14 protein-coding genes are annotated in these 13,188 nt (G+C 64.9%); 7 read left to right on the forward strand and 7 right to left on the reverse strand.

The window, feature by feature from the left end; all coding sequences use genetic code 11:
* The first annotated feature begins 10 nt into the window (after positions 1–10).
* Entirely contained in the window at positions 11–1,099 is a 1,089-nt protein-coding gene (locus PTT45_RS06750) for a polyamine ABC transporter substrate-binding protein (RefSeq protein ID WP_273812244.1), read from the forward strand.
* A 159-nt stretch (positions 1,100–1,258) separates the two neighbouring features.
* Positions 1,259–1,594, forward strand: a complete 336-nt coding sequence (locus tag PTT45_RS06755) for a hypothetical protein (protein ID WP_273812246.1) — start codon at positions 1,259–1,261, stop codon at positions 1,592–1,594.
* A 3-nt stretch (positions 1,595–1,597) separates the two neighbouring features.
* Here PTT45_RS06755 and PTT45_RS06760 read toward each other — a convergent pair whose 3' ends face one another.
* The 3 genes from PTT45_RS06760 to PTT45_RS06770 all read right to left on the reverse strand — a co-directional run bounded on the left by PTT45_RS06760 (position 1,598) and on the right by PTT45_RS06770 (position 4,107).
* On the reverse strand, positions 1,598–2,032 hold the full coding sequence (locus PTT45_RS06760) for a CBS domain-containing protein (protein ID WP_273812247.1): 435 nt from the start codon (positions 2,030–2,032) through the stop codon (positions 1,598–1,600).
* Between the two features lie 122 nt (positions 2,033–2,154).
* Positions 2,155–2,979 (reverse strand): HDOD domain-containing protein, encoded by an 825-nt coding sequence (locus PTT45_RS06765; protein WP_273812248.1) that lies wholly within the window; start codon positions 2,977–2,979, stop codon positions 2,155–2,157.
* A gap of 90 nt (positions 2,980–3,069) precedes the next feature.
* Positions 3,070–4,107 (reverse strand): threonine aldolase family protein, encoded by a 1,038-nt coding sequence (locus tag PTT45_RS06770; protein WP_273812249.1) that lies wholly within the window; start codon positions 4,105–4,107, stop codon positions 3,070–3,072.
* Positions 4,108–4,486: 379 nt separating this feature from the next.
* Here PTT45_RS06770 and PTT45_RS06775 point away from each other — a divergent pair, with 379 nt between their 5' ends.
* Together PTT45_RS06775 and PTT45_RS06780 are read left to right on the forward strand one after the other, a co-directional pair.
* Positions 4,487–4,702: a DUF1127 domain-containing protein gene (locus PTT45_RS06775; RefSeq protein ID WP_273812250.1), complete on the forward strand. Its 216-nt coding sequence runs from the start codon at positions 4,487–4,489 to the stop codon at positions 4,700–4,702.
* A 152-nt stretch (positions 4,703–4,854) separates the two neighbouring features.
* Positions 4,855–5,250 (forward strand): hypothetical protein, encoded by a 396-nt coding sequence (locus PTT45_RS06780; protein WP_273812251.1) that lies wholly within the window; start codon positions 4,855–4,857, stop codon positions 5,248–5,250.
* 61 nt (positions 5,251–5,311) lie between these two features.
* On the opposite strand, the gene oadA is transcribed toward PTT45_RS06780, so the two are convergent.
* Together oadA and PTT45_RS06790 are read right to left on the reverse strand one after the other, a co-directional pair.
* Positions 5,312–7,117 (reverse strand): sodium-extruding oxaloacetate decarboxylase subunit alpha, encoded by a 1,806-nt coding sequence (gene oadA, locus PTT45_RS06785; RefSeq protein ID WP_273812252.1) that lies wholly within the window; start codon positions 7,115–7,117, stop codon positions 5,312–5,314.
* A 10-nt stretch (positions 7,118–7,127) separates the two neighbouring features.
* Complete coding sequence (locus PTT45_RS06790) at positions 7,128–8,543, reverse strand: acetyl-CoA carboxylase biotin carboxylase subunit (protein ID WP_273812253.1); 1,416 nt, start codon at positions 8,541–8,543, stop codon at positions 7,128–7,130.
* A 189-nt stretch (positions 8,544–8,732) separates the two neighbouring features.
* Between PTT45_RS06790 and PTT45_RS06795 the strand changes: the two genes are divergently transcribed.
* Positions 8,733–9,677: a LysR family transcriptional regulator gene (locus PTT45_RS06795; RefSeq protein ID WP_273812255.1), complete on the forward strand. Its 945-nt coding sequence runs from the start codon at positions 8,733–8,735 to the stop codon at positions 9,675–9,677.
* Here PTT45_RS06795 and PTT45_RS06800 read toward each other — a convergent pair.
* Together PTT45_RS06800 and hexR are read right to left on the reverse strand one after the other, a co-directional pair.
* Entirely contained in the window at positions 9,674–9,856 is a 183-nt protein-coding gene (locus tag PTT45_RS06800; RefSeq protein ID WP_273812257.1) for a PA3496 family putative envelope integrity protein, read from the reverse strand. The genes PTT45_RS06795 and PTT45_RS06800 overlap by 4 nt on opposite strands.
* Before the next feature lie 116 nt (positions 9,857–9,972).
* The gene (hexR, locus tag PTT45_RS06805) at positions 9,973–10,839 is read right to left on the reverse strand and encodes a transcriptional regulator HexR (RefSeq protein ID WP_273812259.1); all 867 of its coding nucleotides are present in this window, start codon (positions 10,837–10,839) and stop codon (positions 9,973–9,975) included.
* Between the two features lie 115 nt (positions 10,840–10,954).
* Here hexR and zwf point away from each other — a divergent pair, with 115 nt between their 5' ends.
* Both zwf and PTT45_RS06815 read left to right on the forward strand, forming a co-directional pair.
* Positions 10,955–12,445, forward strand: coding sequence for a glucose-6-phosphate dehydrogenase (zwf, locus tag PTT45_RS06810; protein WP_273812260.1), 1,491 nt, complete (start codon positions 10,955–10,957; stop codon positions 12,443–12,445).
* Positions 12,446–12,712: 267 nt separating this feature from the next.
* Positions 12,713–13,188: Hcp family type VI secretion system effector (locus PTT45_RS06815; protein ID WP_273812261.1), on the forward strand; the 476-nt coding region annotated here is incomplete at its 3' end.

Here is a 13,188-nt window from a genome sequence, read left to right on the forward strand (position 1 = left end):
GAACAACAAGATGAAGAAGCTGATCGCCGCCACCCTCTGCGGCCTGACCCTGGCCGGCACCGCCCAGGCCGCCGACCGCGAACTCAAGGTCTACAACTGGTTCGACTACATCACCCCGGAGACCCTGACCAAGTTCAAGCAGGACAGCGGCATCAAGCTGACCTACGACATCTTCGACACCAACGAGGCGCTGGAGGCCAAGCTGCTCACCGGCAACTCCGGCTATGACCTGGTGGTGCCGTCCAACGTGTTCCTCGCCAAGCAGGTCGAGGCTGGCGTGTTCCAGAAGCTCGACCGCAGCAAGCTGCCCAACTGGCAGCACCTCGACCCGCAGCTGATGAAGCTGATCGAGGCGAACGACCCGGGCAACCAGTACGCCGTGCCCTACATGTATGGCACCGTGCTGATCGGCTTCAACCCGGACAAGGTCAAGGCCGCTCTCGGCGACAACGCGCCAGTGGACAGCTGGGACCTGATCTTCAAGGAAGAGAACATCGCCAAGCTGCAGCAGTGCGGCGTGGCCCTGCTCGACTCGCCGTCGGAAATCCTGCCGCTGGCCCTGCACTACCTGGGCCTGTCGCCGAACAGCAAGGAGCCGGCCGACTACGCCAAGGCCGAGCAGCTGCTGAGCAAGATCCGCCCGCACGTACGCTACTTCCACAGCTCCAAGTACATGAGCGATATCGCCAACGGCGAGATCTGCGTGGCCGTGGGCTACTCCGGCAGCTTCTCCCAGGCCGCCAACAACGCCAAGCAGGCGAAGAACGGCGTAACCGTGGACATGCGCCTGCCCAAGGAAGGCGCGCCGATCTGGTTCGACATGATGGCGATTCCGAAGGACGCGAAGAACATCGACGAGGCCCACGCCTTCATCAACTTCCTCCTGCAGCCGCAGGTGATCGCGCCGATCTCCGACTTCGTCGGCTACCCGAACCCGAACAAGGACGCCACCGCGCTGGTCGCCGAATCGATCCGCACCAACCCCAACCTGTACCCGACCGCCGAGGCGATGCAGAAGCTCTACACCCTCGAGCCGCTGCCACGCGCCGCCGAGCGTGCGCGCACCCGCGCCTGGAGCAAGATCAAGACCGGCAACTGAGCCGTTCGCGCAACACCCGAGACCGGCCAATGGCCGGTCTTTTTTTGTCCAGCGCAGCGGTAACTGACGAAGCGCTTGGACAAGCCGGCGGGCGGCTGCTTAGTTCACTGGTCAGGACCACAGGCGCAACGCACGCCGACACCTGCCAGGAGCACACCGATGAACAAACTGCCGATCGCCGCCGCCCTGCTCGTCATGGGTAGCGCCCATGCCGCCAGCCTGCCGAAATTCGAAGTCACCTGCCCCACCGACGTGGCCGTACGCGCCGACGCCGGAGGTCCGGTGTTCATCAATGACAAGAAGGCCATCCTCAGTAAGTTCAGCGAGCAGTACTACGAGGCCAGGGGCGAAGGCGTGACCATCTCCATCAGCCTGGATGGCAAAGGCACGCCCACTATCTCCTACACCGGCAAGCAGGGCGCCAACGGCATTTGCGAGAAACAGGAAGAAAACACCGAGCAGGCCCCGGCCAGCGAGGCGGAGCCGCAGGGCTGAGCCTCACTCGCCGCGGATGTACTGTTCCAGGTGCTGGATCAAGCCATCCTGTTCGGCCAGCGTCTCCTTGATCAGGTCGCCGATGGACAGCAGGCCGAGCAGACGCTCGCCCTCCACCACCGGCAGATGGCGCAGGTGGCCGTCGGTCATCAGGCTCATGCACTCACGGATGCTCTGTCGCGGCTCTACTGTCACCACCGGCACGCTCATCACCTCGCGTACCGCGGTGCCGATCGATGAACGCCCCTGCAGCACACCTTTGCGCGCGTAGTCGCGCTCGCTGACGATGCCGACCAGACGGCCCTGCTCGATTACCGGCAGGGCGCCGACGTTGTGCTCGGCCATCAGTTGCAACGCCTCGAGCATGCTGGCCTCGGCCGCCACGGTGTGGACGTTCTGCTGCGTCTTGCTGCCGAGCATCTGCGCTACGGTCTTCATGCGAATTCCCCTTGTCCTGTGTTCGCGTCTGTGGGGCGAAGCATCGGGCAAGGGGGTGGGCACAGGCCAACCGGAGATATTCATGGCGACCATTGAGAAATTCACTGGCGCCACGGCGGCCCTTAATCGAGCAGCTGGCTGAAGCTCTTGTCGGCCTCCAGCACCTCCGGCAGCTTGTCGAACAGGGCGTCCAGATCGATGCCCTCGCACAGCGGGCTGTCCAGCTCCTCGCGGGTCTTGGCCAGGTCGCCGTTGTGCTGACGCAGCGCCTCGGCGATCAGCACCGCCTGCGCCACCAGGCGCGGCAGCGGCATGTCCGCCGGTGCCTGGTGCGGACGGGTCTGCAGGGCGATGGCCTGCTGGATCACCTCAGGCAATTGCCAGCGCCGCGCCAGTTCGGCGCCGACTTCGGGGAAGCCGAAGCCCAGTTGCAAGGTCTCCAGCGCCACGCGACCGGCGGCATCGGTCTTGCCGCTGCGGTTGAGGCGCGCCGCCAGTTCCGGCGCGCCGGTCTGGATCAACAGCTCGCCGATGTTGTGCATCATGCCGCAGGTGAACGCCGTCTCCATCGCCACGCCGCGCATCTTGGCCAGCAGCCGGCACAGGCTGGCGACCTGGAAGCTCTGCAGCCAGAAGCCCTTGAGGTCGAAGCCGGAGTCGGTCTTGAAGGCGCCGGTCACCGCCGACGCCAGCACCAGGGTGCGCAGGGTGTTGAAGCCCAGGCGCGACGCCGCGTCCTCGACACTGTGCGCCTCGCGGGCACCACGGAAGCGCGCCGAGTTGGCCAGGCGCAGCACCTTGGCGGCGATCACCGGATCGAGGTTGATGTTGCGCGCGACCGCGTCGAGGTTGGTGTGGGGGTTATCGAACTGCTGGATCAGGTCCTGGGCGACCTTGGGAATGCTGGGCAGGCTGTGCAGCTGGGAAAAGAGACTGTCGATATCCATGAAGGGTGTTCTCCGGCCCGCGGAAAAAAGGAAGGTGGGACTGAAAACATTAGTCAGCCCCACTGCTCCGCACCCTGCCTTTCGTCGGCGTCAGGCCATCGCGCGGCGAATGTCGGCTGCCAGCTCGCGCACCCGCGCCTCTTCGGTATCCCAGCTGCACATGAAGCGCGCGCCGCCGGCACCGATGAAGGTGTAGAAGCGCCAGCCCCATTCGCGCAGGCGCTCGATGGCGGTTTCCGAGAGCTGCAGGAACACGCCGTTGGCCTCCACCGGGAACATCAGGCTGGCGCCCGGCACGTCCGCTACCAGCTCGGCCAGCAGGCGCGCGCAGCGGTTGGCGTGGTTGGCGTAGCGCAGCCAGGCGTCGTCCTGCAGCAGGCCGACCCAGGGCGCGGAGAGGAAGCGCATCTTCGAGGCCAGCTGGCCGGCCTGCTTGCAGCGATAGTCGAAGTCTTCGGCCAGCTCCTTGTTGAAGAACAGGATGGCCTCGCCCACCGCCATGCCGTTCTTGGTGCCGCCGAAGCACAGCACGTCGACGCCGGCCTTCCAGGTCAGCTCCGCCGGGCTGCAGCCGAGCGAGGCGCAGGCATTGGAGAAACGCGCGCCGTCCATGTGCAGGTTGAGATTCAGCTCCTTGCACACCTGGCTGATGGCGGCGACCTCGTCCGGGCGGTAGACGGTACCGACCTCGGTGGCCTGGGTCAGGGTCACCACGCGCGGCTTCGGATAGTGGATGTCCTGGCGCTTGAGGGCGACTTCACGGATCGAATCCGGGGTCAGCTTGCCCTGCTCGGTGCGCGCGGTGAGCAGCTTGGAGCCGTTGGAGAAGAACTCCGGCGCGCCGCACTCGTCGGTCTCGACGTGGGCGGTCTCCGAGCAGATCACGCTGTGGTAGCTCTGGCACAGGCTGGACAGGGCCAGGGAGTTGGCGGCGGTGCCGTTGAAGGCGAAGAACACCTCGCAATCGGTCTCGAACAGCTGGCGGAACTGGTCGGCGGCACGCGCCGTCCAGCTGTCGTCGCCATAGGCCCGTTCGTGGCCGCGATTGGCCTCGGCCATGGCAGCCCAGGCCTCCGGGCAGATGCCGGAATAGTTGTCGCTGGCGAATTGCTGGGTATGGTCGGTCATGGAGATTTCCTTGTGGGAGCACCGATTACTTTAGTCCGGCCCGTTGGCCGAAGAGGGGTCCGCAAGGCGTCGTGAGCCTGACGAACGGGCAATAACAGATGAGCAATAAATCGAAGATCAAAAATAACTGTATCGCTCGGTAACTGCCGATTATTTCATCCTGCGCAGTGGAAAATGATGGATTTCCAGCATTGGCGAGAGCTTTCGCTTATGACCAGTACAGTTGTGCGTATAGGAACAGAACAGTTTCCTAGCAGGCTAATTATCAGGCCTGCAATTTATCCCAGCTGTGCCTACAAAATCGACCATACAGTCAGGAAAATACGCTTCCAGTAGTAAACCACTCTCACCCCGCCAGACAGCGGAAGGAAGCAGCACCATGGAACGCGCACTGAGTTCCGACCTGATGTTCCACCAACAGAATCCCGCCAGCGGTGGCAGCCTGCCGCTGCGCGCCATCGGTACCCTGCTGCTGTGGCAGCGTCGCATCAGCAGCCGCCGCGAGCTGGCCAAGCTGGATGAGCGCCTGCTGGCCGACGCCGGCATCAGCACCTACGACCGCGCCATCGAAGTGGACAAGCCGTTCTGGCGCTAAGCCACACAGCACGTCGTACAGGAAGGGAAGCCGAGCGCTTCCCTTTTTTGTGCCTGTCAGCCAGACATCGCCAAGCCAGGAGCAAGCCGCTATATTGCGCGCCGCCACGGCGGCCATCTGCCATTACGCCAAGTAGTACAAGGAAGTAACCGATGTCCCTCTGCAAGTCCGCCGCGCTGCTCGCGGCCACTCTGGCCATTACCGGCTGCTCGACCGCCGCCTGGTTCAAGCTGCCGGAGAACAGCACCCTGGTAGTCAACGAGCGCCAGGTCAAGAACAACCAGGGCCTGGTGAAGACCCGCCCGTTTTCCTGGGGCGCCAGCGGTGGCGTGCCGTATCGCCTGCAGGACGATCAGGCCAACACCATCCAGAACGGCAAGCTGCGCACACGCTTCCGCGTGGCTTCGATCTTCTGGCCGCCAGTCGCCATCGCTTACTGGCCGATGGGCTTCCGCTATCGCTGCTACGACCTGACCGGCGCCGAACCCCAGGCCTGCACCAAGCAGGACCTGATCACCCTGCGCCGCGCCTACCGCATGCACAACTGAGCACCGCCCATAAAAAAGGGGGAGCACATGGCTCCCCCAGTGGGACTTGCTCGTTACGCCGTCAGGCGATTTCCACCAGCACCTCGCCCGGGTTGACCCGGTCGCCCTTGGCCACGTGGATGGCCTTGACGGTACCGGCGATCGGCGCCTGCACTTCGGTTTCCATCTTCATCGCCTCGGTGATCAGCACGGCCTGGCCGGCCTTGACCACGTCGCCTTCTTTCACCAGCACATCGACGATGTTGCCCGGCATGGTGGTGCTGACATCGCCCGGGGCGCTGGCGCTCTTGCGCTTGCCGCCCGCACCGGCGACGAAGTCGTTGAGCGGCTCGAACACCACCTCTTCCGGCATGCCGTCGATGGACAGGTAGAAGTGGCGCTTGCCGTCACCCTTCACGCCCACGCCGGTGATGTCCACGCGGTAGCTCTCGCCGTGCACGTCGACCACGAATTCGGTCGGCACACCGCCGGCGCCGGCCGGGGCCACGCCACCGGCCTCGGGGATCGGCAGCAGCACTTCCGGAGTCAGGGTGCCGGCGGCACGCTCCTCGAGGAACTTGCGGCCGATGTCCGGGAACATGGCGAAGGTCAGCACGTCCTCTTCGGACTTGGCCAGGGTGCCGATCTCCTCACGCAGCTTGGCCATCTCCGGCTTGAGCAGGTCGGCCGGGCGCACGTCGATCACCTCCTCGCTGCCGATGGCCTGCTTGCGCAGCGCCTCGTTGACCTTGCCCGGCGCCTTGCCGTAGCGGCCCTGCAGGTACAGCTTCACCTCGTTGGTGATGGTCTTGTAGCGCTCGCCAGCCAGCACGTTGAACACCGCCTGGGTACCGACGATCTGCGAGGTCGGCGTGACCAGGGGCGGGAAGCCGAGGTCCTCGCGCACCTTGGGAATCTCGGCGAACACTTCGTTGATGCGGTTGAGCGCGCCCTGCTCCTTCAGCTGGTTGGCCAGGTTGGACATCATGCCGCCCGGCACCTGGTTGACCTGCACGCGGGTATCCACGGCGGTGAATTCGCTCTCGAACTGGTGGTACTTCTTGCGCACGGCGTGGAAGTACATGCCGATTTCCTGGATCAGCGCCAGGTCCAGGCCGGTGTCGTACTCACTGCCGCGCAGCGCGGCGACCATCGACTCGGTGCCCGGATGGCTGGTGCCCCAGGCGAAGCTGGAGATGGCGGTGTCGATGTGGTCGGCACCGGCCTCGATGGCCTTGAGCTGGCACATCGAGCCCATGCCGGCGGTGTCGTGGCTGTGCACGAACACCGGCAGGTCGACCGCGGCCTTCAGCGCCTTGACCAGCTCGGCGGTGGCGTAGGGCGTCAGCAGGCCGGCCATGTCCTTGATCGCGATGGAGTCGATGCCCATGGCCTGCATGGCCTTGGCCTGGGTGACGTAGGCGTCGACCGTGTGTACCGGGCTGGTGGTGTAGCTCAGGGTGCCCTGGGCGTGCTTGCCGGCGGCCTTCACCGCCTCGATGGAGACGCGCAGGTTACGCACGTCGTTCATCGCGTCGAAGATGCGGAACACATCGATGCCATTCACAGCTGCTTTCGCCACGAAGGCACGCACCACGTCATCGCTGTAGTGGCGGTAGCCGAGCAGGTTCTGCCCGCGCAGAAGCATCTGCAGGCGGGTGTTGGGCAGAGCGGCCTTGAGCTTGCGCAGGCGCTCCCACGGGTCTTCCTTGAGGAAGCGCACGCAGGCGTCGAAGGTCGCGCCGCCCCAGACTTCCAGCGACCAGTAGCCGACCTTATCGAGCTTGTCGCAGATCGGCAGCATGTCTTCGGTGCGCATGCGCGTGGCGATGATCGACTGGTGGGCATCACGCAGGATGGTGTCGGTAACAGTAATTTTCTTAGTCATGTTCTGATCCCTACAGGCCGGCGTGAGCGGCAATGGCGGTGGCGATGGCGATGGCCAGGTGCGACGGGTTGCGCTTGATCGAGTACTGGGTCAGCTCCGGATGGGCCTCGACGAAGCTGGTATTGAACTGGGCGCTGCGGAACTCGGGGTTGCGCAGGATTTCCTGGTAATAGGCCGCGGTGGTGCGCACGCCCTGCACGCGCATGTCGTCGAGGGCGCGCAGGCCGCGATCCATCGCCTCTTCCCAGGTCAGCGCCCAGACGATCAGCTTCAGGCACATCGAGTCGTAGTACGGCGGGATGGTGTAGCCGGTGTAGATCGCCGTGTCGGTACGCACGCCAGGGCCGCCCGGGGCGTAGTAGCGGGTGATCTTGCCGAACGAGGGCAGGAAGTTGTTCTTCGGGTCCTCGGCGTTGATGCGGAACTGCAGGGCGAAGCCGCGGTACTGGATGTCTTCCTGCTTGATCGACAGCTCCAGGCCGGAGGCGATGCGGATCTGCTCGCGGACGATGTCGATGCCGGTGATTTCCTCGGTGATGGTGTGTTCCACCTGCACCCGGGTGTTCATCTCCATGAAGTACACCTCGCCCTCGGCGAGCAGGAACTCCACGGTGCCCGCGTTCTCGTAGCCCACCGCCTTGGCCGCGCGCACGGCGAGGTCGCCGATATAGGCGCGCTGCTCGGGAGTCAGCTGCGGGCTGGGGGCGATCTCGATCAGCTTCTGGTTGCGGCGCTGGATCGAGCAGTCGCGCTCGAACAGGTGCACGGTGTTGCCGAAGCTGTCGGCGAGGATCTGCGCCTCGATGTGCTTCGGATTGACGATGCATTTTTCCAGGAACACCTCGGCGCGGCCGAAGGCCTTGCTCGCCTCGGAGATCACCCGCGGGTAGGCCTGCTCCAGTTCCTCGCGGCTGTTGCAGCGACGGATACCGCGCCCGCCGCCACCGTTGGTGGCCTTGAGCATCACCGGGTAACCGATGCGGTCACCCTCGCGCAGCGCCTCGGCGATATCCGCCACGTTGCCCTCGGTGCCCGGGGTGCAGGGCACGCCGGCGGCGATCATGCTGCGCCGTGCCTCGGTCTTGTCGCCCATGCGGCGGATCACTTCGGCCGACGGGCCGATGAACTTGATCCCGCGCTCGGCGCAGATATCGGCCAGCTCGGCGTTCTCCGAGAGGAAGCCATAGCCGGGGTGGAGGGCGTCACAGCCGGTCTCCACGGCCAGGTTCACCAGCTTGCGCGGGTTGAGGTAGCCGGCCAGTGGGTCGTCGCCGATGCTGTGGGCCTCGTCGGCACGCTTGACGTGCAGTGCCTGGCGGTCCGCCTCGGAATACACGGCCACCGAGCGGATGCCCATCTCGGCGCAAGCACGCACGATGCGGACGGCGATCTCGCCACGGTTGGCGATGAGGATCTTCTTGATCACGAGCCTGGTTCCTCGATCACGTGAACAAACGACCGTTGCGAGGCGGTCGACGGGTGACCGCACAACCCACGGCGGTCTTGCTTCTAAGCTAGCTCCACCGATGAATTACCCAAAATCAATAATTGTTGGGATAGCCATTAGCAAAGACTTATAGTTGCGTCGAAACTGCCTGCCATCGAGTCGATAAAAATGCGCAAGTCATTGATGCGAATGACTTTTCGTCAGCTGCAAATATTCCGCTCGGTGTGCGAGAGCCGCTCCTACAGCCGCGCCGCCGAGGAAATGGCGCTAACCCAGCCGGCGGTCAGCCTGCAGATTCGCCAGCTGGAGGAGCTGCTCGGCCAGCCGCTGTTCGACTACGTGGCCAAGAAGCTCTACCTCACCCCCGCCGCCGAAGCCCTGCTGCGCGCCAGCGAAGACGTGTTCGGCCGCCTGGAGGCGCTGGACATGCAGCTCTCCGACCTGCAGGGCTCGCTGCAGGGCCAACTGACTCTGGCCGTGGAGTCCAGCGCCAAGTACCTGGTGCCGCACCTGTTCGCCGCCTTCCGCGAGCAGCATCCGGAGGTCAGCCTGCAGCTGGTGGTGGTCAACCACGCCCAGGCGGTACGCCGCCTGTCGGTCAGCCGCGACGACCTGCTGATCATGTCGCAGCCGCCCGGTGACCAGGCCCTGGACTTCTTCCCTTTCCTCAACAATCCGATCGTCGCCGTGGCGCCACCGCAGCACCCGCTGTGCTCGCTGGAGAAGCTGCGCCTGAGCGACCTCGGCAGCTTCCCGCTGCTGGTGCGCGAAGTCGGTTCGGGCACGCGCCGCGCCTGCGAGGAGTACTGCCACCAGAAGCGTGCACACTTCGCCCAGACCCTGGAAGTGGGCTCCAGCGAGGCGCAAATCGAAGCAGTGATCGCCGGCCTCGGACTGGCCCTGCTGCCGCGTCACGCGGTGCGTCTGGAGCTGGCCCAGGGGCTGCTGCGCGAATTGCCGGTCGAGGAACTGCCGCTGCAGCGCAGCTGGTGCGTGGTGCACCCGCGCGGCAAGCACCTGTCACCGGTGGCCCAGGCCTTCCGCGACTTCATCCGCGGCGAACGGGCGCAGATCGCAGCACTGGAGCAGCGCTTCAGCGCCCTGAGCGGCTAGGCGGCACGAGGTCTCGAGATAGACGCAGGCAGCGGTTCGGAATAACCGCCGAGTTCCTGCTGCAGCCGACGATGCTCGGCGTACTCCTCAATCGCGCGGCGGAATGCCATGCGGCGCTGGTCTTCCAGCTTGCGGCGGGTCTTGCTGTCGTGGACGGGTTCGTCGAGATACAGGCTCATCGCGGGGCTCCTGATCCGTTTGCCGGGAGCCCAGCTTGCCTGTGCAGGCGTGACGCACTGGTGGCGTGGCGATGAACCTTGCGTGACGGTTCTGCGGCAGCGTGCGCGGACGCTGCTCAGTCCTCGGTGCTGCGCACCGACTTGGGCGACAGGCGCAGGCTACGCAGGCTGCGCTTGACGCTCTTGAGGTGGTTGACCAGGTCCGGGCCACGGGCCATGGCCACGCCCATGGCCAACACGTCGATCACTACCAGGTGGGCGATGCGCGAGGTCAGTGGGGTGTAGATCTCGGTGTCTTCCTGCACGTCGATGGCCAGGTTGACGTGAGACAGGTCGGCCAGCGGCGTCTGCCCCGGACACAGGGTGATCAGCGTGGCGCCGGACTCGCGCACCAGGTTGGCGGTGATCAGCAGGTCCTTGGAGCGGCCGGACTGAGAGATGCAGATGGCCACGTCGTTGGGTTTCAGCGTCACCGCGCTCATCGCCTGCATGTGCGGATCGGAATAGGCGGCGGCGGTCAGCAGCAGGCGGAAGAACTTGTGCTGCGCGTCGGCAGCCACCGCACCGGAGGCGCCAAAGCCGTAGAACTCGATGCGCTGGGCATTGGAAATGGCGTTGATGGCCTTCTCCAGCTCGCGCGGATCGAGGCGCTCGCGCACCTCCATCAGGGTATGCAGGGTGGTGTCGAAGATCTTCAAACTGAAGTCCGCGACCGAATCTTCTTCATGAATGGCGAACTGGCCGAAGCTGGCCCCCGCCGCCAGGCTCTGCGCCAGTTTCAGCTTGAGGTCCTGGAAGCCGCTGCAGCCGATGGCACGGCAGAAGCGCACGATGGTCGGCTCGCTGATGCCGACTTCGTGGGCGAGATCGGCCATGGAGCTGTGCATCACTGCCGAAGGGTCCTGCAGGACGTGATCGGCGACCTTCAGTTCGGACTTGCGGAGCAGGTGACGGGACTGGGCGATATGCTGCAGAAGATTCACAGGCAGGACTCTGTTGTCGGCTCGAGAGAACCATTGGGCAAGACGGCCAGCCGGCTCGCTGCGGTTTCACCCAGCCTGTTATGATCGGGCTGTAGTGATCTTGTAGTTATACTACATGAACGCCCAACCCGCACAGGCAAACCGGCCCGGAGGCCTCCCGTTGAACAGCCCTTGTGACATGCTGGTGTTTGGCGGTACTGGCGACCTGGCCCTGCACAAGTTGCTGCCGGCGCTCTACCACCTGCATCGCGACGGCCGCCTGAGCCCGGACATGCGCATCCTGGCGGCGGCGCGCAACGTGCTGAACCGTGCCGAATACCAGTCCCTAGCCGAGCGCCGAGTGCGCGCCCTGGTCGCCCGCAGCGACTTCGACAACGACACCTGGGCCAGCTTCGCCGCGCGCCTCGACTACTTCGCCATGGACCTGTCGCACACCGCCGAATTCGGCCGGCTCGGCAAGTTCCTCGGGGTCAATGCCCACCATCGCGGGCGCATCTACTACCTGGCCACCGCACCCGACCTGTTCGAATCCATCGCCGAGAACCTGGCCATCGCCGGATTGGCCGGCAGCGACACGCGCATCGTGCTGGAGAAACCGATCGGCCGTTCGCTGGAGTCTGCTCGCGAGATCAACGCCGCCATCGGCGCGGTGTTCAGCGAGGCCCAGGTGTTCCGCATCGACCACTACCTGGGCAAGGAGACGGTGCAGAACCTCATGGCCCTGCGCTTCGCCAATGCACTGTTCGAGCCGATCTGGCGCGCCGGGCATATCGACCACGTGCAGATCAGCGTCAACGAGACGCTCGGCGTGGAGAACCGCGGCGCCTACTACGACCATGCCGGCGCCATGCGCGACATGGTGCAGAACCACCTGCTGCAGCTGCTCTGCCTGGTCGCGATGGAGGCGCCGGTGCGCTTCGATGCCGAGTCGGTGCGCAACGAGAAGGTGAAGATCCTCGAGGCACTCAAGCCCATCGCCGGCCTCGACGTGCACGACAAGACCGTGCGCGGCCAGTACGTGGCCGGCAAGATCGGCGGCCAGGAAGTGCCGGCCTACTACTTCGAGAAACAGGTCGACAACGACAGTGACACCGAGACCTTCGTCGCCCTGCAGGCGGAGATCGACAACTGGCGCTGGGCCGGCGTGCCCTTCTACCTGCGCACCGGCAAGCGCATGGCGAAGAAGCGCTCGGAGATCGTCATCCAGTTCAAGCCGGTACCGCACCGCCTGTTCGAAGGCACCCAGGCCAACCGCCTGGTCATCAGCCTGCAACCGGAAGAGCACATCACCCTGCAGCTGATGGGCAAGAGCCCCGGCAAGGGCATGCGCCTGACCCCCATGGAGCTGGACCTGAACCTGGCCCAGGTCTTCCCGCAGAAGCGCCGCTGGGACGCCTACGAGCGCCTGCTGCTGGACGTGATCGAGGGTGACTCGACGCTGTTCATGCGCCGCGATGAAGTCGAGGCGGCCTGGGATTGGGTCGACCCGATCATCAAGGGCTGGCAGGACAACTACCAGGACCCGCGCCCCTATGCCGCCGGCAGCAACGGCCCGGAACAGGCCAATACCCTACTGGAACTGGCCGGGCGGGAGTGGGAGGACTGAGCTGCGCAACTTGTTGCGCACCCACCCTTCCCTGCTCCGCGCCACCCCACTGCCACAGCACTCCACGCGCCCTGCGCAAGCCCCTGCACAGCCCTGCGCCAGTTGTTGCGCAACCTTTGTTGATGCAACGCACAGGCGCCCTACGTGGACCATCCCGAGCTCGCTGCAGCCCTTGTCATTGCTGGCCTCAGGCTGCCTGGCACGCCCCTTGTACTCCTCCGGGCTCCCGGACCAATACGGTCCTCGTCCCAATGCAAGGAGCGCAACATGCCAACACCCGCCTACATGACCCTCGAAGGCACCAAGCAGGGCCTGATCACCGCCGGCACCTTCACCGAGGACTCGGTCGGCAACATCTTCCAGGAAGGCCACGAGGACCAGGTGCTGGTACAGGCCTTCAACCACCAGGTGATCATTCCGCGTGACCCGCAGTCCGGCCAGCCGACCGGCCAGCGCGTGCACAAGCCGCTGATGATCACCAAGGTGTTCGACAAGGCTTCGCCGCTGATCTTCAACTCGCTGACCTCCGGCGAGCGCCTGAACAAGTGCCGTCTGGAGTGGTATCGCACCTCCTCCACCGGCACCCAGGAGCACTACTTCACCATCGAACTGGAAGATGCGGTGATCGTCGACGTGCAGTCGCGCATGCCCAACTGCCAGGACCCGAACATGGCCCACTTCACCCACCTGGAAGACGTCTACTTCACCTACCGCAAGATCATCTGGACCCACGAAGTGTCCGG

Origin of the sequence: Pseudomonas sp. Gutcm_11s (assembly GCF_028649395.1) — a bacterium.
Classification (GTDB): Bacteria; Pseudomonadota; Gammaproteobacteria; order Pseudomonadales; family Pseudomonadaceae; genus Aquipseudomonas.